Below are 21,429 nucleotides of genomic sequence, written 5' to 3' on the forward strand. Positions count from 1 at the left end.
GGACTGGGGCGGGGTCACGGCGGAGGAGCCCGTGGGGAGGCCCGACGGCTGGCTGCGACACTATCGGGAGGGGCGGTCGAGGCGCTGCCGCGAGGGCGGGCGCTGGGTCTGGGAGACGCCGGACGAGCGTCGGAGGCGTCTGGGGCTGACAGTCTAGGCGGTCCAGGAAATCGTCCGCACACCCCTCCCAGAGGATTTAATGCTAATTCCTATTCTTTTACGGAAGTAAATATTAAAATACTTCCGTAATTTTGACAAAGCGGAATTTGCGCGCTGTTGGCACATGCCAAGCGTCTACCTGCTTCGGCAACCATCGGGTGCGATTGCCATGTAGCAGCACTTACCTACGTGGAAGTGTTACAAGCATGGTGGTCCCGTTCTCGGAGCTCTTTTCCACCTCTATCGTGCCGCCGTGAAGGGCGACGATTTCCCAGACCAGAGAAAGGCCGAGGCCAACTCCGCCATATGTCCTGCTACGCGACGTGTCGATACGGAAGAAGGGCTGAAAGACGCTCTTTTGGTACTGGCTGGGTATCCCAGGTCCGCTGTCTTCCACTCGCACGAGAGCGCGGTCGTCCTTCGCGCAGACGGAGACGCTGACGGTGGAATCGGAGCGGCTGTATCGTATGGCGTTTTCGGTCAGGTTGAACAGCATGCGATACAGCAGGGTGTCGCTGCCAGGCACCTGGGCTTCTCCATCACATGTGAGGGCGATGCCCCTTTGCTCGGCAAGGGGGGAAAGGTCGGTAAGAACCTCCTCGACCATCGGTGCAAGTTCGATGATGTCGTTGCAGGAGACGCTGCAAAGTTCGCTCATCTCGAGCAGTGTCCTTGTCATCTGAGACATTCGCTCGGTCTGCTCCTGCAACGAGCCGAGCAGGATAGCCGTGTCGGGCTGCGCATCGGGATGCTCGGAGCAAAACAGCTCGATTTGGGCCTGCATCAGCGCCAGCGGCGTCCGCAGCTCGTGCGCGGCGTTGCCCGTGAACTGCCGCTGCGCGGCAAAACCCTCGTCAAGGCGGTCGATCATGTCGTTGAATGATGCGCTGCAACGCCCAAGCTCCGACGGTACATCCTCGGTGATCTTCATGTCAGCCAGATTGTCGGGTCGCACGTTTTCGACCTGAGTCGCAAAGGACCTCAGCGGCCTGAGTGCACATCCGCTTACAAAATACGCCAGGATGCCTCCAAACAGCGTCATTGCTGCCGTTATGCACCAGCTGGCCGTGCTAAAGGACCCCTGCGCATCGCTCACGACGATCGTGAGCTCGTGGTCTATCTCCTCACTCGCCGGGTCAAACGACGTGGGGTCGCCCCCGTTGATGTCGTCGCGGGCTGTCAGGCCGATGCCAATCGACTCCATGGAGCGCATGCCTAAGTAGCCGATCAGGCAATTCATGAGCACGCAGGTCAGACACAAAACCAGCGCCGTCATCAGCGTAATGCGCCATTGCAGCGAGAGTCGCTTCACTTAGACCTCCTCCATTACATAGCCCTCTCCAATGCGGTTGCGGATGGGGTCGTGCCCCAAGGCGCAGCGCAGCTTTTTCCTGAGCGACGAGATGTGTACCCTCACCGAATTGCTAAAGCTGTTCACGCTCCCGTCCCACACATGCTCGATGAGCTCCTCCTGACTTATCGGGCGCCCCTGGTTGAGCATGAGATACTCTAGGATTCCCATTTCCTTGCGGGTCAGAGACAAGACCTCATCGTCGACGGTCGCCATGCGCAACTTGGTGTTGAAGCAAAGACTTCCGCAAGTCAGCACGACATCGTCTTGTGTAAAGCGCCTGAGCGTCAGGCTGCGAATCCGCGCCGCGAGCTCATCCAGATGAAACGGCTTGGTCAGATAGTCGTTGGCCCCTGCGTCCAGGCCCGCCACCTTGTCGGCGACCTCGCAGCGGGCTGACAAGATGAGTACCTTGGTCTCTCGGTCATCTTTCCTAAGGGTTTTGAGCACGGTCATGCCGTCGGCATGGGGAAGGTTGAGGTCGAGCACGACAAGGTCAAAGCTCTCGACAGCAAGTATTTCTAAGGCCTGGCGCCCGTCGTAGCTGCAATCAACGCTATAGGCAAGATTTCGCAGGCTGCGCGCAATCGCGTCGCACAGCACCCGCTCGTCTTCGACAACCAAAATACGCATGACACTCTTCTCGTGCAGGTCTTTTCACGCTTAACAAAGATTTTATGGCCAGTATGGTCCAATGGTACGCAAGACGAAAGGAGCGACCAAATTGTTCAAAGCAATAAAACCCATAGCTCAGCTTGCCTTGCTGGTCATCGGGATAACCATGGTGTGCTTTGGCGTTATGCGCGGCGAGGCAGACGCCGTGTTGGCTAAGGCTATCAGATTATGCTTGGAGTGTATCGGAATTGGATAAGAAAAAAAACTCCGCCTCACATCTTTTGAGCCGTTTTCGCTCTTGGGTGCAAGCGGCGGCGACGTTGCTCACCAATGTCCACCTGCCCAATTTCGTCAGGGGCGGCATCTATCAGGGTGCGGGCAAAACGGTCTGCGTGCCTGGCCTCAACTGCTATTCGTGTCCGGCGGCCTCGGGCGCGTGTCCCATAGGCTCGTTTCAGGCGGTGGTGGGTTCCTCAAAGTTCAACTTTTCCTATTACGTGACGGGAACGCTGATTTTAATCGGCGTGCTGCTGGGACGCTTCGTATGTGGGTTTTTGTGTCCGTTTGGCTGGTTGCAGGAGCTGCTGCATAAGATTCCCGGCAAGAAGCTATCGACAAAAAAGCTCAAGCCGCTCAGGTATGTGAAGTACGCCGTGCTGCTGCTTGCTGTAGTTTTGCTTCCCGCGCTGGTCGTAAACGATATGGGAATGGGCGACCCCTTCTTTTGCAAGTACGTTTGTCCGCAGGGGGTGCTTGAGGGCGCAATCCCGCTGTCTATCGTTAACGCCGGCATACGCTCTGCTTTAGGCCGGCTGTTTACTTGGAAGCTCATCATCTTGGTGATGGTGGTTGTGCTAAGCGTGCTCTTCTATCGTCCTTTTTGCAAATGGATCTGTCCACTTGGCGCATGGTACGCGCTCATGAATAAGGTATCCCTGCTAGGGATGCGCGTTGACCAGCATAAGTGCGTCTCGTGCGGTAGGTGCGCAAGGGTGTGCAAGATGGACGTTGATGTCACGCGGTCGCCCGACCATGCCGAGTGTATTCGCTGCGGCAAGTGCGTAAGCGCCTGTCCCGTTGGTGCCGTTAAGTTTCGCTACGGCTTAAGCCTGCCGGACAAGCAGTCTTCTCAACCACGCGAGGAGAAGCAGCGCGTAAAAGCAAAGATTTAGGTTTTAAGAAAATGGAGGAAAGTTATGAGTGTTATGAAGCTACCAAAGATTGCAGTCGCACTGGTGATGTCTGCGCTGGTGTTATGTCTTGCAGCCTGCTCGACGCCCGGAGCTGATAAGGGAAAGCCAGCAGGAAGCGATGCGGACATCGAGGCCTTTATTGCAGAGGAGCCAAAGAACGCCGAGGAAGCGACCGATCTGTACAACAGGCTCATGCAAAAGGAAAACGACATTTTCTCAAGCGACAAGGAGCTGTGGGAAAAGGTATTTGCTGAGGCAAACAAGGATTCCTCGATGATAGGGAACGGCTCAAATTACGGTGAGTTCCTGCTTTCTACTGTGGAAAGTGCCAAGGATAAGTTCTCGACTGACGAGTTCAACGTGCTTAAGGCAGGGGCCGAGCAGATCAAAAAGATTGAGGATAAACTTACGGCGCTCAAAAAGAAGTTCCCCGACTGCGTAAAAGCACCTGAATCAGGCGATAGTGTTGATGCGTCGAGCGCGGGAATGACAGGCGATACAAGTAAGTCCACCAAGTTCCCCAGCTTTAAGGGCAAAGATCTCGATGGCAACGACGTAAGCAGCGATGAGCTTTTCTCAAAGAGCAAGGTGACTGTGATGAACTTCTGGTTTACCAGCTGCAAGCCGTGCGTGGAAGAGCTTGGAGAGCTGGAGGCGCTTCACAAGAAGCTTGCCGAAAAGGGCGGCCAGGTAGTAGGTGTTAACTCTTTTACGCTCGACGGCAACCAGGGTGAGATATCGGACGCTAAGGATGTCCTATCGAAGAAGGGTATTACATACAAAAACGTCTGGTTCAAGACGGATAGCGATGCAGGCAAGCTTGTCTCGGGGCTCTTTTCCTTCCCGACTACCTACGTTGTTGATAGCAAAGGCAACATCGTGGGAGAGCCAATCGCAGGCGCAATCACGTCTGCTGCGCAGCGAGAGGCACTGGACAAGCTGATTGATCAGGCGATTGCAAACAGCGCAAAGTAGGGTTCGACGACAATATAACGCAATGAGCTTAGCATCTGCGGCTGCGTGGCACACCACCGCGCAGCCGCACTGTTGTCTAGATACTCCCGCACTATCCCCTCAGAGCAAAGATTCTGACGCGCTGAGGCAGGATGACCAGGTCAATGGGTAGCTCTGGCCCGTCGCCCCCGTCGTGCCCGCATTGCAGGCTACCGTCAAGGCACTCGATGCGGATGTTCTTTCCGCTCAACAGGAGCACCTGGTCGCTCTCCTCGGCAGTTCTTGTCAGGATGTTCGGAATGACCTGTGCCAAGATTTCGGACACGGGAAAGTGGGGGATTTCACGCTGCTATGGGCAGCTTCCCCCAGCCCGGGGCGGTCCTCGCGAAGAAGGTGTCCATGAGCTCGCCGGGTACCTGGTAGCCCATCGTCGAATGGGGTCTTCTGCGGTTGTGGAAAACCTCGATGTAGTTGAAAACCGCCCGCCTAGCATCGGCCCTGGTCTTGAAGCTGCGTCTGTAATACATCTCGTTCTTCAACGTCGCAAAGAAGGATCCTGCCACCGCGTTGTCGTGGCAGTTGCCGGTCCTAGAGCATGAGAGCCTTACGTTGTTTTCTTCGGCCCAGTCCAAAAGCATTCGGCTGGTGTACTGGGAACCCCTGTCGGAGTGGAATACGGCGTTTTTGGCCACATATCCGCGCCCCTTGGCGTTTCCCAAGGCGGCAGCGACGATGTCGGCCGTCATGCGCTCGGACATCGACCAGCTCACGACCGTGCGGGTGGCAAGGTCGATCACGGTTGCCAGGTAGAGCCAGCCCTCGCCCGTGCGCAGGCAGGTGATGGACCCACCAATTAGCGGTTTTTGCCGCGAGCAAGCCAGCCCTCGCCCGTGCGCAGGCAGGTGATGTCCCCGCAGAGCTTGACGGTAGGCACCGGGGCCGTGAAGTCGCGCCTGATGAGGTCTTGAGAGGATGGCCTCTGGCGTGGTCGCGGGTTCAATGTTGAAACTCACCTCACCATCGCGCGGGTCCATGGGATCGCGAGAGAAGCGACCGCAGAGCTCGAGGCCCAGCATAAGCTGGACTGCGGGTTGCATAAAGGCGCCCATCTCGACAAACAGAAGCTCGGGCCCTGCCGCAGAGACGCCGCAGCCAAGATCGACGAAAGCGTTCTTGGGAAGTGGGTGTCCGTATACGCGGCTCTTGATCCCAGAGATGCGCAGGCGTTTGTCCTTGGTGGGAACCGCGATGTCGAGTGGTCGTTTTGTGGGAAAAGGGCAGAGGTCCCCAAAGCGCGTCAAGGCCGCTGAGAGACGCTTGGCAGACCAGCGTTTGCCCTCGGCAAAGACAGGGGCAGAGAGGCCCGTGCGCAGGGAGAGCACCTCGGGACCAAGGTCCTCGATCCGTTGTGCTCGTACCGCGCGGATCAGCCGCAGGGCAGCCAGCCCATCGATGGTGATGTTCACAGCGCGGCGTCAGTCATGCTTGAAAACAGTGTACACAAATTGCATGAATGCAGCTATACCACCACGATATGGGGCAAAAGTGTACGATATTGATGGCCGCAACCATTGGATCCAGGTCACCTGTCGGGGTAAAGCTGGTCAGCTACATGGCTGCAAGACGACCGTCTTTCATCTCGAGCACCTCGTCATAGCGCGCGGCATGCTCCGCATCCAGCTGGTGCGTCACGGCTATCAGGGTCACCCCGTCGAGCGCCAGCAGCGTGTCCTCAACCCGTGCGGCAGTCTCCTTGTCTAAGGCCGAGGTCGCCTCGTCCACGAGCAGCGTCGTCTTGCCGTAGAGCAGGGCGCGGGCTATGGCCACGCGCTGGCGTTCCCCACCAGAGAGGCGCCCCCCGCCCTCCCCGACCGGTGTGTCCAGCCCGTCGGGCAGCGCGGCGATCACCTCGTCAAGGCCGGCAAGGCGCAGGGCGCTCCCTATTTGTTCGTCCGTGAACGTCCCTCCAAGCCCTATGTTCTCGCGCAGCGTGTCATCAAATAAAAAGACGTTCTGGTGCACCCAGGCCGCATCGGGGACACAGCCTGCCCTGCCATCTACGAGCACATGACCTGAGCTGGGGCGTAAGGATCCGCCCAAGAGCTCCAACAAGGTTGACTTGCCACAGCCGCTCTTGCCCACGATGGCATACTTCTTGCCAGCGTCGAAGCGCTTCGAGCAGTTGCGCAGGGTCGTGGGCGCATTGGAGAGTCTGCCTTCGGCCGGGTCCGTATCGCCGTACGAGAAGCTCACGTCGTCGAGCTCGATGGAGCGCCTCGGCTCGCACACCGCGATCTCTTGCCTGGCACCCGGCGTGTCGCTCGGCTTGTCGAGCCTGTCGAGGATGGGATAGGTCGACTTGAGCTTGCTGATCTTGTCTGACAGCTCCGTCGCAGGGGAGATGACGCTGCCCGAGAGCTGCGTGACGGCAACGATGCTGCCAATGGTCACGTAGCCCCATATCGCGAACACGCCCGTCATGCCCATGATGCAGAACTGCATCGCGATGCCAACGACGCTTGCGAGGCTTCGAGCGCACGCCATCGTCATGTTGAGGTCGGCCTTATGCCTCTGGTAGCGGCCAATCATCCCACTCAACTTGTCGAGCACATGTTGCTCCACATGAAACGATCGTATGACTTCGCCCCCTTGTGCGGTGTCGCGCACGCGCCCATTATAGCTTTTAGCATCCTCGACAACCTGCTGTTGCTGACAGGACAGGCGCTTCCCGAAGAGCTGTGGGACCAACGTCGGCAGAGCCATGCCCGCAAGGGAGATCAGCGCGACGAGCGGGTTGATCAGCACGAGCATGATGCAGCCTATGGTGATCTGGAAGACGGACTCCAGAATGCCCAGGGAGCCTGTGATGCAGTCGTTCTCGAGCACGTCCATGTTCTGGCCGAGGACGGTCAGCTGCTCTGCGCTGTCGCAGACGCGACCGCACGACGCGCCCGCTATTATCCCGCGCGCCGCCCCCTCGCGAATGTTGACCATGGCGTCCCTGACGATGAGCGCCCTCAGGGCGTCGGAGGCAAGTCTCAGGGCTCCAAGCACCAGTGCGTACAGGCACGATGTGAGGGCTAGGCGCACCACCGGAGAGACGTCCCCAACGGCCACGGCGGCTGTGGCGGCGTCAAGCAGGGCGCTGAGCAGGAGCGCTATGCCCATCGATGACAAGCAGAAGAGAAAATCGACCACGCAGAAGCAGGCAAGCCCCCTGGTGCCGATGTGCTTTCGTATGTACCGCATTCCTCGCATACTGATGTGCCTCCTTACGATGACACGTGCATCATCGCAGGGATGGCGGCGTGACTCCATATCGAATGATGTATATTTGGACGTTCGCGAGACGCTATGTCACAACGATGGCGGGGTGCGGGCGTTCGCGTCAGAGCCTCACGCCCATGTTCTCCTGGACCCAGTTCCGTACGGCGGCAGCGTGCTCATGCTGCCCTGTGAGGTCCATGTACGGGGCGATGTGCCTAAGGATGCCCAAGGCCTCGTCCCTTTGCCCCTCGCGATACCTGACGCGCGCCTCCGCGTAGAGAATCACGGGCATGTATGTGAGAATCCCCTCGTCAAGAGCCTCGCTGTGGGCGCGCTCGATGTAGCGGAGGGACTCGACGTAGCGCCCCTCCTGCTCGAGGCTCAGCGCAAGGTTGAGCTCGCAGCCAATCTTGTCGTCGGCCCAGTCCTGCGTGCCATTGTCCTGGTTGTCCATCGACTCGATGAGCTCCTCGCCAAGACGTGACGCATCGGCATGCCGTCCCAGGTAGCACAGTGTCGGGACCATGAGGCCTATGCACTCGGCTTCCGTCGGAGACAGCAGCGTGTGCCTGAAGTCATCGAGCCTCAGTGTCGGCTTGGTCAGCCTGATGGCTTGGTCGAGCAGGTCGAGCGCTCGGCCCAGCTCGCTGCCATCTATCGTGATGAGCGTAGATGCGTTCAGCATGAGGTAGAGCTGCCGGTAGCTTGGCCTCTCGCGAGACGACTCGTCCATGGAGTCAAGCAGCTCGCGCGCCTCGTCCGATCTCCCACGGTGCAGCAGGGCCCTGGTGCGCTTGGCAGCCCGTGCGAACTCGCTGTCGCGCTCGTTTTTGTAGTAGACGTCGCAAAGCTGGTAGGTGCTGGCCCCAAGACGAGAGAGCAGGCCATCGAGCACGGCCTTCGTGGGCATCTGCCTTCCGGTCTCGACGCGCGAGACGGTAACGGGCGAGCATATGCCCTCGGCAAGCTCTTCCTGCGTGAGGTGCCTCTCCTTTCTGAGCAGACGAATGGTGCTTCCCAGCGAGTTGTTGTCTTCCATTGCTACCGCCTATCGTAGCCCTGATGCCCTGTGTGCTTCAGGCAGGTGCTGTGCCGCGATGCTGTCAGGCCGGTCTCCGTCGCCCCTCTCGGTAGACACCGGTGCAGACGCCATCACCGGCCCCATGGGTTGTCATCCTATGTTCTTGCACTGCGTTGGCGCCGAGAACCCATGTCCATCAAAAACCGGGAGGATCCTCTAAAATAAATCGCTATGTGATCCCGTCCGGGTAAGATATAAAACCAGCTCGTCTCTGTCCGTTTCGTAGATTAGCAACCAATCTGGCGTAATGCGGCACTCACGATACCCCACATAGTCCCCGGAAAGTTGGTGATCCCTGTTCGTTTCCGGCAACGGCTTCCCCGCAGCTAGCTTTTTAATAATCGGTCAACAAAGAAATATCAAAGCCACGCTTTTTCAGGCGCTTAAAATCATCCCGAAATTGTGTAGTTGGTCTTATGTTATATATCGGCAAGCAGCTCCTCCACCATCATAGCAGGACCAAGGTGTATATCGATGGCCAGAGCGGCACCACAGGACTCCAGATCCACGGCCGCATCGAGGCGCACGAGGATCTCAGGCTGCTACGCATCAGCGATGAGGGGCGTCATGAAGTTAAGGAGCGCCGCAAATTCCTGAACGATGCTGACATCGTCTTTTTATGCCTACCCGACGAGGGGGCACGCCAGGCGGTCTCGCTCGTCGAGAACCCCGACGTCTGCATCATCGACGCATCCACGGCACACCGCACCGCCAACGGGTGGGTCTACGGCTTTCCCGAACTCTCTCTGGGGCAGCGTCGCGCCATCGCCTCGAGCAGGCGCATCGCCAGCCCGGGCTGCCATGCCACCGGCCTCGTCTCTGTCGCAGCGCCGCTCGTCCGCATGGGTATCCTGCCCACCGACTATCCCCTCTGCTGCTTCTCCCTCACGGGTTACTCGGGCGGGGGCAAGCGTATGATCGCCCGCTACGAGGAGGACGGGCGCGACGACGCCCTCGACGCTCCCGGCCTCTACGGCCTCGACCTCGCACACAAACACCTGCCCGAGGTGCAGAGGGTCTGCGGCCTTGCCCAGCCCCCCGTGCTCGTGCCCGTCGTCGATGACTACCGTCAGGGCATGGCCACCACCATCATGCTGCACAGTCGTCTGCTTAAGGGCGCGCCAAGCGCGAGGGAGGTCTGCGAGGAGCTACGAGGATACTACGCGGACCAGTACTTCGTGAGCGTCATGCCGTTTGACCCCACGCCTCCCACGATCCACGCGAACGAGCTCGTCGGCACCAATCGGCTGCGCATCACCGTCTACGGAAACACGGAGCGCATCAGCGTGACGGCACTCTTCGACAACCTGGGCAAGGGGGCTGCGGGCGCAGCCGTACAGAACATGAACATCGCGCTCGGCCTCGACGAGACAACCGGCCTGGAGTAGCCCGCAGGCCCGGTGGTCGGCACCGCATCTGGCTCCGCGCTCCCTGCCCCCGAAGGGCAACCCCCAAAGCTTGAAGAACAGCAGGGGACGTCCCTCAGTCGAGCGGTCGGTGGGCAGCTAGGCGGTAGGCTAGCGAGCCGAGTAGCGTCCATGCGCACCTCCAGGAAATCCGGTCAAATCTTGGGCTAGCGTACCCATTTGGCCGGATTGATGACCGGATTTGTGGCCGGATTGGCGCGACCGCTCGACAGGTGGCGCAGCAAACCGCAGCAAGCTCAGCGACCCGCTGCGGTCCCCTGCCAGCCAGGCTCACACGAGCTGCAGGTGCTCGAGGCCCGAGGCTACCCCGTCTTCCGACACCGAATCGGTGACGTAGTCCGCGAGGCGCTTGACCTCGGGGATGGCGTTGCCCATGGCCACGCTCACGTCCACCTCAGAGAAGAGCGTGAGGTCGTTCTCCGAGTCACCGAAGCCATAGGTCACTCCTACGTCATCACCAAGATGTGAGAGGACCGCCTTGATGCCAGCCTTCTTGGTATTGCACGCGAGGCCGACCTCGGAGTTCTGCATCTCGAGGCGACTGGCGACCAGCTGGGAACCCAGCTGGGGGTCAGCGACGAGCTCGTCTGCGGCGGAACTGCGGATGACCAGCTTGTAGGCACAGCCGTCCGGGAGCTGTCCGATTGCCTCGTCCATCGTGTCTGGCGTGCCGGAGCGCCTGCCCAAGGCTCCTCCGCGCAGCTCGACGGCACCGTGGGCGGACTCTATCAGCGCGCCGTAGCCACCTGCAGCCAGGACCCGGTCGATGTGGGCGAGGACGTCGGCCGACAGGGGGCGATCGCGCAACACCTTATCGCCCATCGTCACGTAGGCGCCCGCCAACGCAATGATGCCACTGAACGGCAATGAAGCCAGGTCGGGGTGGATACCCACAGGCGAGCGCCCGGAGCACAGAAACGCGTGGTTGCCACGGGCGACCAGGCTGCGGATGGCTGCGGCGACGCGCGGACTGGGCGTGGGCGACAGGCCCCTCTCCCACTCGGGCAGCGCATCGCGCTTGTTGGGATCGGTCCACCCAAGGGTTCCGTCGATGTCGAAGAAGACCGTCGCTTTGCCTGGTTGTGCCATGACACTCCCCATCTCAGTAGCCGCCCCGACGCGAGGCGGACGTTGCAACCGATCAACCACCGGGGACCCACGACAGCCGCACGGGACCCCGGTGGAAGCTTACACCCTCGGGACAAGCAAATCCCTAGTCGTTGCCGACGAGCTTGTCGAAGCGCTCGCGGACCTTCGTCACGCTGAGACCGATGATCACCTGCATGGCCTTGCCGTTCTTGGAGATGCCCATGGTGCCGATGGACTTGAAGTCCTTGTCCTCGGCTACCTTGGTCTCGTCCTTCACGTTCACGCGCAGGCGTGTGACGCAGTTGGTGACGTCCACGATATTGTCCACGCCACCCAAGAGGTCAAGGATGTTCGCGGCAAGAACCATCTTCTCGTCGCTCGTGTCGATGTCGGGTGCGGAAGAGCCGGCCTCGTCGGCGTCCTCGGAGCCGACAGACTGCGCCATCCCATGTGCCTTGCGGAACTCCTTCTTGGAGCCGAACTTTATCTCCTCGTTTTCCTCACGGCCAGGAGTCTTGAAGTCAAACTTCAGAATAAGGAAACGGAAGATAAAGAAGTAGATGGCCGTGAAGGCAAGGCCGACGGGAATGGCCATCAGGTACGTGAGGCCATGCGAGGCAGCAAGCGGTATGAAGTTGAACGACGCCATCTCGATGAGTCCGCCCGAGAACACGCCCACGATGCCGATTAGGTTCATGCAGGTCGAGAGCAAAGACGCGAGCAGGGCGTGGACAGCAAACAGCGGGGGCGCGACGAAGAGGAAGGTAAACTCAATGGGCTCGGTCACGCCGCACAGGACAGCAGTGATGGTGATCGGGATCAAAAGGGCAAGGAGCTTCTTACGATTGGACTTCTTCGCCGTGACATAGAACGCTGCGGCGACGCCGGGCATACCGAAGATCTTGGACCAACCCGTCGCAGTGATGGCGCCCCAAGGAGCGAGCTCCTTGAGGGAGGCGGTAGAGGCAGCGAGCTGGGGCAAGGCCTTGGCCCACTCCGCGTAGATACCCCCATTGACGGCCACGTTGTCGTAGTAGAACGGGGCATAGAGCAGGTGGTGGAGGCCGAAGGGGATGAGCAGCCGCTCGAGGAAGACGAAGATCGTGACCCCCCAGGTGCCCGCACTCATGATGACACCCTGAAACACATGCATGCCAACCTGCACCTTGGGCCACAGCAGCACAGAGATGATGGCGCAGGGGAGCATAGCAAAGAAGGCGACCATGTAGACGAAGGTGGAGCCCGAGAACACGCCCAGCCACTCAGGAAGCTCGGTGTCAAAGTACTTGTTGTGCAGGCTGATGACCACCCCAGAGATGAGCAGGGCTCCAACCATGCCCATGTCCAGCGTCTTGATGCCGCCTATCGTCGCCAAACCAGAGGCGTTTCCGACCTCGGCGGTGAAGTCGACGCCCAAGGCCGGACCCCAAGCAGTTAGGATAGCATTTACGAAGTAGTTGAATGTGAGGTACGAGACGAGGACCTCCATGCAGCAGCGACCGCTCTGCTTGCGGGCAAGACCAATGGGCAGGGCGATGGCAAAGAGCAGCGGGAGCTGGTTGAAGACGGTCCAACCTCCGGCCAAGATCACGCTCCATACGTTGTACCAGGTGGTACCCTTGGCCGCTATCGGCCCCACAATTACCTCTGTGGTAAATAGGGTTCCCAGTCCCACGACAATGCCCGCGAAGGCAAACAGCAGAACTGGCGTGAACATCGCCCCGCCAAACTTCTGGATCTTCTGCATCATGGCGCGTGTCCCTCCTCTGAGTGCGAGCTCGATGCTGCCCCGTGACCGACCTCTTCGGTCATCTTGTTTGAACAAGTATAGCAGCTTCTTGGACATGTTATTCAAACAAGTCATATTTTTTGGCACCTATCCCAAGCGATTCGCGTCACTGTTCAGTCTTGCCGGGTGATTTGCTTTGAACTCGGCGGGCATCCCACTTCCTGGATTTTTCATCCATATGCGCGGGAGGGGGAGTTCCATCAGGACGGTTGCGGTACAAGGTAACTATGTGCTCACAATCGATCTAGACAAGGTGCGCCCGAGACACTCGAGGCCTGCGCCAAGACGACGACCACGCAGTGAGGAACACGCGATGCCCAAGGCGCTCTTCGAAGACATATATCTAAGTATTAGGGAGAAGATCAAGGACGGAACCTATCCCTACCAATCGTTTATACCCTCTGAGAGCGAGCTTGTCGGCGTGTACTCCTGCTCGAGGAACACCGTCCGCCGAGCGCTTGCCATCCTAGCCGACGAGGGCTTCGTGCAACCCATCCACGGCAAGGGCGTCCGAGTCATCTGGTACCCTGACTACCGCGACGTCATCGGTTCCTTCGATGGGCTCTACTCCTTCGAGGAGTATGCGGCGCACAACGACATGAGGCCGGGCACCATCGTGAGGGAGTTCGAGCGGCTCGTCTGCGGGAAGGGACTTGCCGGATACACGGGCTTCGACGAGGGAACCGAGCTCTATCGCATGGTCCGCACCCGTAGTCTGGACGGTTTCACCTGCCAGATAGACACCAGCTACCTCCTCGCCGACATCATCCCCGACCTCTCCCCCACGATCGCCGAGAGTTCCGTGTACAAGTATCTAGAGGAGGAGCTGGGCATGAGGATACTCACCAGCCGCCGCCAGATAACAGTCGGCCTCGCCAACGAGGAGGACCGACGGTACCTCAACCTGGGTCCCTTCAACTGTGTCGCCGTCGTCGAGAACCAGACATACAACTCGGACGGCCTCATGTTCGAGTTCACCCAGGTGCGCAGCCATCCCGACACGTTCAGGTACTGCGTGGTCTCGAGGCGCCAAGCCTGAGCCCCTCGCTCCGCCGCGTACTCCTAGAGCGGGTCTGGCCCGAGGCGGGGACGTACGCCGCCCCGGGCCACGCTAGGTCTATGACAGGCGCCAGATGTCCTCGTCGTACTGCGCGATGGTGCGATCGGAGGAGAACGTGCCCGCCATGGCCACGTTCACGAGCGCCTTCTGGATCCAAGCATGACGATCCTCGTAATCCCCATACACCCGCTCCTTCAGCTGGATGTACTCCTCAAGGTCCAAGAGGGCCATGAACCAGTCCTTGTTGACAATGTCATCGTGTAGGCGGCGCAGACGCTCGGCGTCACCCGTCGCCATGAACCGGGGGTTCGTAATGAAGTCCACGAGCAGCTTGACACCAGGCCGGCTATAGTGCGCGGACGCGTCGTAGGAGCCCTCGGCGTAGAGGCGCTCCACCTCCTGGCTCGACGCACCAAAGGTGTAGATGTCATTCTTGCCCACCAGCTCGGCAATCTCGACGTTGGCGCCGTCGAGCGTGCAGAGGGTCACGGCGCCGTTGAGCATGAACTTCATGTTGGAGGTACCGCTCGCCTCCTTGCTCGCCAGCGAGATCTGCTCGGAGATGTCAGCTGCGGGGATGAGATGCTCCGCCGCCGTGACGTTGTAGTTCTGGACCATGAGGACCTGCAGGTACGGAGAAACATCGGGGTCCTGGGCCACCCAATCGGACAGCGTGAGGATGAGGTGGATGATGTCCTGGGCGATAACGTAGGCGGGTGCCGCCTTCCCGCCAAAGACGATCGTGATGGGGCGTGCGGGCAGATTGCCGTTCTTGATGTCCAGGTACTTCCAGATGATGTAGAGCGCGAGCATCTGCTGTCGCTTATATTCGTGGATACGCTTCACCTGCACGTCGATGATCGCGTCCTCGGGAATGCGCGCGCCCTGGTTTTCGAGCATGAACTGCCGCATGCGCCCCTTGGCGCTGTCCTTCGCCCTCTCGAACCCCTCTATCACGGCCTTATCGTCCAAGTGCTCCTTAAGCGGCGTGAGGTCCGCGCTCTCGTGCCAGTCCGTACCGATGGTATCGTCCAAAAGTCCGGTGAGCTCAGGGTTGCAGCCCATGATCCAGCGGCGAAACGTAATGCCGTTCGTCTTGTTGCTGAACTTCTCGGGATAGATCTTATAGAAGGGTGCGAGCTCCGTGTCCTCCAAGATCTTGGTGTGGAGCGCCGCTACCCCATTGACACTGCAGCCAAAGTGGATCGCCAGGTTTGCCATGTGGACCACGTCATCCTGGATGATGGCAACTGCGGGATCAGCGTAACGCTCCTTGGCGATAAGGTCGAGCTTCACGATAATGTCAGCTATCTTAGGAGCAACGGTCTTGAGGAACTTGATGGGCCACTTCTCGAGGGCCTCGGCCAAGATCGTGTGGTTGGTGTAGGCGACCATCTTCTCGACCATCGCGACGGCCTCGTCGAAGCCCATGCCATGCTCCTCGGTAAGCAGGCGAATGAGCTCGGGGATGACCATCGTGGGATGCGTGTCATTGATCTGCACCATGACATAGTCGGGCAGGTCACTCAGGTCGCTGCCACGTTCCAGCGCCTCGCGCAGGATGAGCTGGGCCGCGTTGCTCACCATGAAATACTGCTGGTACACGCGAAGCAGACGTCCCTTTTCGTCCGAGTCGTCGGGGTAGAGGAAGAGCGTGAGGTTCTTCTTGACCTCGTCCTTGTCAAACTCTATCGAGTCGGCGGGGACCAGCGAGTCATCCACGCCCTCGAGGTCGAAGAGCCTCAGGCGATTCTTGGTTGGACGGCCGTAGCCCGTCACGTCGATGGAATAGAGTCGCGACCTCACGTTGAAGTCACCGAACACCACATTGAAGCTCACGCCCTCGTCGTTGAGGACGGCCTGCCTGTCGAGCCACCCATCGGGAAGCGCCCGCTGCTGCTTGTCGCGAAACTCCTGACGAAACAGACCGTAGTGGTAGTTAAGGCCCACGCCGTCACCGGGAAGACCCAGGGTTGCTATGGAGTCCAGGAAGCACGCGGCGAGCCTGCCCAGGCCACCGTTTCCCAATGACGGCTCCACCTCAAGCTCCTCGACCTTGTTAAGGTCGTGCCCAGCCGCCTCGAGCTGAGCCTTGACCTCATCGTAAAGGCCAAGGTTGATGAGATCACTAATCAGCAACTTGCCGATAAGAAACTCCGCGGACAGGTAGTAGAGGCGCCGCTTGCCGGCATTGAGAGGCAGCTTGGCGCTGCGCTGCCTCACGATGCCCTGCAGCATGGCGCAGATCTGCTCGTCGCTCAGGGCCTCCAGGTCAAGGCCGTAGCTGTCGTGGGCGCAGGTGTTCAGACTCAACATGTGTCTTCCTCTTTTCAGTCTATTGCTGTGCGTAAGGACGGCGACCGGACGATCCGGGGCGCTTGGTTGTGCGAATGGCCTCATCACGCCGGGAGCTCGGGCGGCCGTGCTCCGGGGACGCGAAAGTAGGTCTGGGTGAGGTCGAGGAGGGCTTCCTCGACGGCTCGGGTGATGGCACCCTCCCTCATGCGCCAGTCCCAGTTTCCACCTAAGACGGCTGGCACATTGATGCGCGCCTCGTCTCCTAGGTCAAGTAGGTCCTGCATGGTGTAGATGCAGGTGTCACTGACGGATGCGGCGATGGCGCGGTTGAACGCAGCCCCCACGGGCTCGCCCTTGGCCCGCCTGGTGTAGCGGTCCGCCTGTTCGCGCTGGCGCGGGGTCGCCGTGTTCTCGTACCAGCCACGAACGGTCTGGTTGTCGTGGGTACCCACGTACGCGATGGTGTTAGGCGTGTAATGGTGGGGCAGATAATACGAGTCGCTGTTGCCATCGAAGGCAAACTGCAAAATCTTCATGCCGGGAAAGCCCGTGTCCTCGCGCATCTTGATGACCTCCGGAGTCATGAACCCCAAGTCCTCCGCAATGATGGGGAGCTTGCCCAGCTGCCGTGTCAGCTCGTCGAAGAGTGCCGTGCCAGGACCCTTGCTCCAAGAGCCAGCCGCAGACGTCGCAGAGCCAAAGGGCACGTCCCAGTAGGACTCGAAGCCCCGGAAGTGGTCGATGCGCACAATGTCGTACATCTTAAGGCTCATGCGCATGCGCTCGACCCACCAGGAGTAGTGATCCTGGGCCATGGCGTCCCAGTCGTAGATTGGGTTACCCCAGTACTGTCCTGTTGCGGAGAACTGATCGGGCGGAGTGCCCGCGACGCTCGTGGGACTCCCGTCCTCACCGACCCTGAAGAGCTGCGGCATTGCCCACATCTCGACGGAATCGCGCGAGACGTAGATGGGCATGTCGCCCACGATAAGCACTCCGCGCTCGTTCGCGTAGCCCTTCAGGCTCTCCCACTGCTTGAAGAAGAAGTACTGCGTCATCAGGTGGTACTGGTAGTGGTGCTCACGCTTGGCGCTCAGGTCCCGCGACGCCTTCCCCGGGTTGCGATACTGCTGTGGCCACTCGTGGAAGGCCTTAAGGCCGAACTCCTCCTTGACGGTCATGAACTCGCAGTAGCTGTCAAGCCAACTGGCGTGCCTGCGTGAGAACTCGTCTAAGTCCGAGGGGGGGTCCTGCATGAAGCGTGCCGTCGCACGCTCGAGCACCTTCCTGCGCGCGACGAAGATCGTGGCGTAGTCGATGCGCGTCGGGTCATCCCCGAACTTTACGCCCTCAAGGTCGCCGCGCTTCAGGTAGCCCAGCTTTACCAGCTCGTCCAGATCGATGAAGTTGGGGTTGCCCGCGTAGGCGCTGAACGACTGGTACGGCGAATCACCGTAGCCCGTCGTGGTCAGCGGCAGGATCTGCCAGTAGCGTTGCGAGCAGCGGCTCAAGAAGTCGACGAACTCATAGGCCTTCGGCCCGAACGAGCCGATGCCATACCTCCCAGGCAGCGCAAAGATTGGCATCAACACTCCACTTGCTCGCATGGCGTCCTCTTCTCTCCTAGACCCACAGGCCAATTGTAACGGATACTCACCACGGTCGCGCGACCACTGCACGATCGTTCGCTACCGCTACTCACAGACAGGCTCGTCACTCAGATTCGCAGACACGCTCCTTCGTATAGGTACATTACTCGTTTGAACAAGTTTGGCTCTTCGGTAGCTTGTGTGGGTGACCACCGACCGCTTTGACCAGCCCACGTGTAGGAAGCAGGTAGGATTGGCAGGAGCGGCCCCGTAAGGGGCCGCTCGGCGCCCCTTTCCCGTAGGATTCCACTTCGCCAAAAGTATCCGGAGCAACGGGAGGCGGGCGCATGGCGGAGACTCTACGGTATGTCCTCGCGCTTGCGAGGACCGTCGTGGAGGGCGTGACGACCGAGGGCGACGCGGTCGTCGTGTCGGCGGGGCCGCACGGGAGGGGGCGGCCGGGGGCGAGATCGGGCCCGTGGTCGCCGTCGAGAAGAAGGCGGGGCGCAGGCGCGCGGACGTCGTTGCCGCCGTGGCGCTGGGCATCGGAAACGGCCGCGTGGAGAGCATCAACAACAAGATCAAGGTGACGGTGCGCATGGGCCACGGGTTCCGCAACGCCGGCAACCTCGTCGCGCTTCTCATGCTGCGCCGCTCCGATGGGCAGCCGGCACTTCCCTGGGAGGACCGCGGGGAGGAGAGGAGGAAGGTGGACGGGAGAAGGAGGAGGGACGGGGAACGCGACGGGAAGAGGAGGAGGAAGGTGGCAAGGGGCAACTAGACGACCCCTAGGCCACGAGAACTACCGAAGGCTCAGAAATACCTGCGCATCAACAACCTCGCCATCGAGGGTAAGCCAGATGACCTGGTCATCAACACCCACATCTGCCGCGGAAACTACCACTCTGACTACGCGTGCACGGGTCCCTACGACGCCGTGGCGCCCTACGTGTTTGCCCAGGAGAATGTCGATGCGCTCTACCTCGAGTACGACGACGAGCGCTCAGGCGGATTTGAGCCCCTGACCCAGGTGTCGCCGGACAAGAAGGTCGTGCTTGGGCTTATCACCACCAAAAGCCCCACCCTTGAGGACAAAGGCAGCGTGATCCGCCGCATCCGCGAGGCGGAGCAGTACGTTCCCCTCGATCGGCTCTACTTGAGTCCACAGTGTGGGTTTGCCTCTTGTGAGATAGGCAACAAGCTCACCGAAGACGAGCAGTGGGCCAAGCTTGCACTCGTCAAGGAGATTGCCGAGGAGGTCTGGGGCTGCTAGCCTTAGCACGCGCTGAGAGATGGCTGTAAGAGCTTTGGCGGTGTAACACGAGGCGAGAGGCGAGCCTCTCCCTCTCAGGAGGCGACTGCGCAGACGCGCAGGACTCGGCAGCATCGTTGGCACAGGCGATGTCGCGCCTGAGAGGGAGAGAGTCGCCCTTGGAAGTGGTTTTCGAGAGTCACCTGGTCCGTGTCGCCTTGTCCGCCTATTACGAGCCTGACGAGCCTGAGATTCACGTTGCCCCTCGGAGATCCCGAGGGGCCTTTCATGAACGTCTGCGAACGTCGAGTGTCACGCCGCGCTCTATGCTGCACATGATGGCATTGCACGTCGTGCGTCGCCGCCAAGGGCATAGGCAGCTGCAAGGACCCTTTGGGCATTACGCACGCTCGCAACTCGGGGGCAGCGGTAGCCCTGCGGCTTCCTCGCAAAGTCCGCTTGGAAATCAGCTTTGCCTAGCACTCCTCGGCATGTATGACCTGCGTCTCGAACTCCATGGCCGGCATGCACTCCGACAGGTCAGCCTGAATTCTCCCGAGCGCATCTAGGCGCATCTCGACGGAGGTGTTTGCGTTCCCCTGTATGATAAAGACTGCATTTTGTGTCTCATCAGCAAACTTGTAGTTCTCTCCGTCACGAACGTCCAGCCATGCCATGATTCCCTCTGTGTCACGGTAGACGTAATCCGTCTTGGCAACATGCTTTGCCTTGGACAGAATTGGAAGGAAGGTCCCCTCTTCCTTGTTGACGGTGAACTCTATCTGTCCGTGAACCTTATCGAGATCGTGCCCGCCGATCGCCAGCAGCGAATGCAGTGACTCAACGTTGTAGATGTCGATAACGCTGTTGATGCGCGGTAGGGAGCCGCGATGCTGGACGTTTCGAATAAGCGCCGGAACAGTGGGGGGATTTCTCTTCACACTGCGCCCCACGCGCTGCAGCAGGTTCTTGTAGCCCTGGATAACGGGATGGCTCGATACCTCGTCGACATCGCACCTCAGCGCCCAGTCCTCCATCTTCCTCTGTTTCTTCAAAAATGAGTCAGATAACGTTGTCTGTGGATCTACGTTGCGCGCAATCCCAACCACAACGTGCTGTATCCCAAGCGCCGCCATGCTCTTGTCAATATGGAATCTCATGGGAAACGTACCTCCATGACTGTGGGCCGAGCCCTCACGTTACGTTTGGGGAACGGCCGTCTGACCGCACACCCACCTACCTTGGGCATCATAGCATCCTTGCTGGTCTCGGGGGGTGTTCGAGCGGACCGCATGTGCTGGAGGTGGATTGAGCTTAGGGTGGTAGAGCGCAGGGAACGGTACGGGTGACATCTGACGCCGCGATCGAGGGACGCCTCGAACAGGCGAGAAGAGACGCATGCGAGCCTGAGCCAGGCGAGCGCTGGAAGACGGAGGAGCGCGAAGCGCCCGCGTTCTAGGAAGGAAGAGCATGACCGCCACGGAGGAGACCATCGGCTACTACGATGGCAACGCGAAGAAGTTCATAGCGGACACGGCGAACGTCGAGTTCGGCGCGCTGCAGAAGACGTTTGCGGACATGCTGCCCGAGGGCGGCCGCATCCTGGACCTGGGCTGCGGCAGCGGACGCGACTCCCTGGCGTTCCTCAAGGCGGGCCTCGCGGTCGACGCAGTCGACGGCAGCGCCGAGATGGTCAAGGCCGCAAGCGAGCTCACCGGCCTTAGAGTGGAACATGCGACATTCGCCGATTTCGAGCCCAAGGGCGGATACGACGGGATCTGGGCCTGCAGCAGCCTGCTTCACGTGCCTGCTGCAGAACTGCCCGCCATCGTCGCCAAATACGCCGCCGCGCTCAAGCCGGGCGGCCGCGTATTTGGCGACGATTGCCGTTTCGGATAGCCCGCCAAATATATCCTTGCAAACACCTATGGGAAACCGCCACCTAGATCAGGCAAGGCCTCCTCAGCCGCTCACGCTCGCGCAGGGCCTGGACATCGGCTGTCCCTCTATTCCCGGTGCCACCCTATGCCTCCGCGTTATAATGCTGCAAACGCATTTGTATTGCATTTCGAGCGATGGGAGCGCAGATGCCTAGCAGCTACAAGGAGCTCATCAAGAGCAATCCCAACGAGACCGAGATCAGGAGCTTCCTGGTGAACGGCGACCAGGTCTCCGTGACCCTGCGCATCCCTGACACCCTGCGCGACGCTGCGAAAGAGGAGGCGGCCCTGCGGGGCATGAGCTTCTCCGCCTTCGTGCGCACGTGCATGATCGAAGAGCTCGCGAAGAAGGGGGCATAAAAAAA

21 protein-coding genes are annotated in these 21,429 nt (G+C 60.0%); 9 read left to right on the top strand and 12 right to left on the bottom strand.

The features are described 5' to 3' along the window. Positions 1 to 340: 340 nt before the first annotated feature. On the bottom strand, positions 341 to 1,471 hold the full coding sequence (locus BQ7388_RS05665) for a sensor histidine kinase (protein WP_072499953.1): 1,131 nt from the start codon (positions 1,469 to 1,471) through the stop codon (positions 341 to 343). Then, positions 1,472 to 2,143: a response regulator transcription factor gene (locus tag BQ7388_RS05670; RefSeq protein WP_072499954.1), complete on the bottom strand. Its 672-nt coding sequence runs from the start codon at positions 2,141 to 2,143 to the stop codon at positions 1,472 to 1,474. It abuts the gene before it with no gap. Positions 2,144 to 2,309: 166 nt separating this feature from the next. Between BQ7388_RS05670 and BQ7388_RS13600 the strand changes: the two genes are divergently transcribed. From BQ7388_RS13600 to BQ7388_RS05685, 3 genes are read left to right on the top strand one after another with little or no spacing between them, the layout of a single operon-like run. Beyond that, positions 2,310 to 2,381 carry a CD1871A family CXXC motif-containing protein gene (locus tag BQ7388_RS13600; protein ID WP_254179316.1) on the top strand — a complete coding sequence of 24 codons (72 nt, stop codon included), beginning with the start codon at positions 2,310 to 2,312 and terminating at the stop codon, positions 2,379 to 2,381. Continuing rightward, the gene (locus BQ7388_RS05680; RefSeq protein ID WP_072499956.1) at positions 2,374 to 3,297 is read left to right on the top strand and encodes a 4Fe-4S binding protein; all 924 of its coding nucleotides are present in this window, start codon (positions 2,374 to 2,376) and stop codon (positions 3,295 to 3,297) included. Before BQ7388_RS13600 ends, BQ7388_RS05680 begins: the two co-directional genes overlap by 8 nt. Positions 3,298 to 3,321: 24 nt before the next feature. Continuing rightward, a complete protein-coding gene (locus BQ7388_RS05685) occupies positions 3,322 to 4,293 on the top strand; it encodes a TlpA disulfide reductase family protein (RefSeq protein ID WP_072499957.1) in 972 nt (323 codons plus the stop codon). A gap of 91 nt (positions 4,294 to 4,384) precedes the next feature. Here the strand turns inward: BQ7388_RS05685 and BQ7388_RS05690 are convergent, their stop codons facing one another. The 5 genes from BQ7388_RS05690 to BQ7388_RS13605 form a co-directional block, all read right to left on the bottom strand. Beyond that, the gene (locus BQ7388_RS05690) at positions 4,385 to 4,585 is read right to left on the bottom strand and encodes a hypothetical protein (RefSeq protein ID WP_159430799.1); all 201 of its coding nucleotides are present in this window, start codon (positions 4,583 to 4,585) and stop codon (positions 4,385 to 4,387) included. Positions 4,586 to 4,613: 28 nt separating this feature from the next. Then, on the bottom strand, positions 4,614 to 5,738 hold the full coding sequence (locus tag BQ7388_RS11545) for an IS3 family transposase (RefSeq protein ID WP_083558281.1): 1,125 nt from the start codon (positions 5,736 to 5,738) through the stop codon (positions 4,614 to 4,616). 142 nt (positions 5,739 to 5,880) lie between these two features. Then, the gene (locus tag BQ7388_RS05700; protein ID WP_159430800.1) at positions 5,881 to 7,530 is read right to left on the bottom strand and encodes an ATP-binding cassette domain-containing protein; all 1,650 of its coding nucleotides are present in this window, start codon (positions 7,528 to 7,530) and stop codon (positions 5,881 to 5,883) included. A gap of 130 nt (positions 7,531 to 7,660) precedes the next feature. Further along, complete coding sequence (locus BQ7388_RS05705; RefSeq protein WP_072499958.1) at positions 7,661 to 8,578, bottom strand: helix-turn-helix domain-containing protein; 918 nt, start codon at positions 8,576 to 8,578, stop codon at positions 7,661 to 7,663. Positions 8,579 to 8,776: 198 nt separating this feature from the next. Further along, complete coding sequence (locus tag BQ7388_RS13605) at positions 8,777 to 8,932, bottom strand: type II toxin-antitoxin system YafQ family toxin (RefSeq protein ID WP_327196100.1); 156 nt, start codon at positions 8,930 to 8,932, stop codon at positions 8,777 to 8,779. A gap of 152 nt (positions 8,933 to 9,084) precedes the next feature. On the opposite strand from BQ7388_RS13605, the gene argC reads away from it, so the two are divergent. Then, positions 9,085 to 10,008, top strand: a complete 924-nt coding sequence (gene argC / locus BQ7388_RS05715) for an N-acetyl-gamma-glutamyl-phosphate reductase (RefSeq protein ID WP_234946871.1) — start codon at positions 9,085 to 9,087, stop codon at positions 10,006 to 10,008. Positions 10,009 to 10,317: 309 nt separating this feature from the next. Here argC and BQ7388_RS05720 read toward each other — a convergent pair whose 3' ends face one another. Together BQ7388_RS05720 and BQ7388_RS05725 are read right to left on the bottom strand one after the other, a co-directional pair. Continuing rightward, entirely contained in the window at positions 10,318 to 11,136 is an 819-nt protein-coding gene (locus BQ7388_RS05720) for an HAD hydrolase family protein (protein WP_234946872.1), read from the bottom strand. A 124-nt stretch (positions 11,137 to 11,260) separates the two neighbouring features. Then, positions 11,261 to 12,886: an alpha-glucoside-specific PTS transporter subunit IIBC gene (locus BQ7388_RS05725; RefSeq protein ID WP_072499961.1), complete on the bottom strand. Its 1,626-nt coding sequence runs from the start codon at positions 12,884 to 12,886 to the stop codon at positions 11,261 to 11,263. A 352-nt stretch (positions 12,887 to 13,238) separates the two neighbouring features. Between BQ7388_RS05725 and BQ7388_RS05730 the strand changes: the two genes are divergently transcribed. Beyond that, complete coding sequence (locus BQ7388_RS05730) at positions 13,239 to 13,964, top strand: GntR family transcriptional regulator (RefSeq protein ID WP_062529459.1); 726 nt, start codon at positions 13,239 to 13,241, stop codon at positions 13,962 to 13,964. A gap of 78 nt (positions 13,965 to 14,042) precedes the next feature. Here BQ7388_RS05730 and glgP read toward each other — a convergent pair whose 3' ends face one another. Next, the gene (gene glgP / locus BQ7388_RS05735; RefSeq protein ID WP_072499962.1) at positions 14,043 to 16,301 is read right to left on the bottom strand and encodes a glycogen/starch/alpha-glucan family phosphorylase; all 2,259 of its coding nucleotides are present in this window, start codon (positions 16,299 to 16,301) and stop codon (positions 14,043 to 14,045) included. An 83-nt stretch (positions 16,302 to 16,384) separates the two neighbouring features. Continuing rightward, entirely contained in the window at positions 16,385 to 17,890 is a 1,506-nt protein-coding gene (gene malQ, locus BQ7388_RS05740) for a 4-alpha-glucanotransferase (RefSeq protein ID WP_062529455.1), read from the bottom strand. 460 nt (positions 17,891 to 18,350) lie between these two features. On the opposite strand from malQ, the gene BQ7388_RS05745 reads away from it, so the two are divergent. Together BQ7388_RS05745 and BQ7388_RS05750 are read left to right on the top strand one after the other, a co-directional pair. Beyond that, positions 18,351 to 18,653: a transposase gene (locus BQ7388_RS05745; RefSeq protein ID WP_072499963.1), complete on the top strand. Its 303-nt coding sequence runs from the start codon at positions 18,351 to 18,353 to the stop codon at positions 18,651 to 18,653. Between the two features lie 90 nt (positions 18,654 to 18,743). Continuing rightward, entirely contained in the window at positions 18,744 to 19,145 is a 402-nt protein-coding gene (locus tag BQ7388_RS05750) for a uroporphyrinogen decarboxylase/cobalamine-independent methonine synthase family protein (RefSeq protein ID WP_268794044.1), read from the top strand. A 455-nt stretch (positions 19,146 to 19,600) separates the two neighbouring features. Here the strand turns inward: BQ7388_RS05750 and BQ7388_RS05755 are convergent, their stop codons facing one another. Beyond that, positions 19,601 to 20,284, bottom strand: a complete 684-nt coding sequence (locus tag BQ7388_RS05755) for a B3/B4 domain-containing protein (RefSeq protein ID WP_072499964.1) — start codon at positions 20,282 to 20,284, stop codon at positions 19,601 to 19,603. Positions 20,285 to 20,594: 310 nt separating this feature from the next. On the opposite strand from BQ7388_RS05755, the gene BQ7388_RS05760 reads away from it, so the two are divergent. Both BQ7388_RS05760 and BQ7388_RS05765 read left to right on the top strand, forming a co-directional pair. Continuing rightward, the gene (locus tag BQ7388_RS05760) at positions 20,595 to 21,023 is read left to right on the top strand and encodes a class I SAM-dependent methyltransferase (RefSeq protein ID WP_072499965.1); all 429 of its coding nucleotides are present in this window, start codon (positions 20,595 to 20,597) and stop codon (positions 21,021 to 21,023) included. A 188-nt stretch (positions 21,024 to 21,211) separates the two neighbouring features. After that, positions 21,212 to 21,424: a YlcI/YnfO family protein gene (locus BQ7388_RS05765; protein WP_234946873.1), complete on the top strand. Its 213-nt coding sequence runs from the start codon at positions 21,212 to 21,214 to the stop codon at positions 21,422 to 21,424. Positions 21,425 to 21,429: the final 5 nt, after the last annotated feature.

It is taken from the genome of Olsenella phocaeensis, from assembly GCF_900120385.1.
GTDB lineage: Bacteria > Actinomycetota > Coriobacteriia > Coriobacteriales > Atopobiaceae > Olsenella_I > Olsenella_I phocaeensis.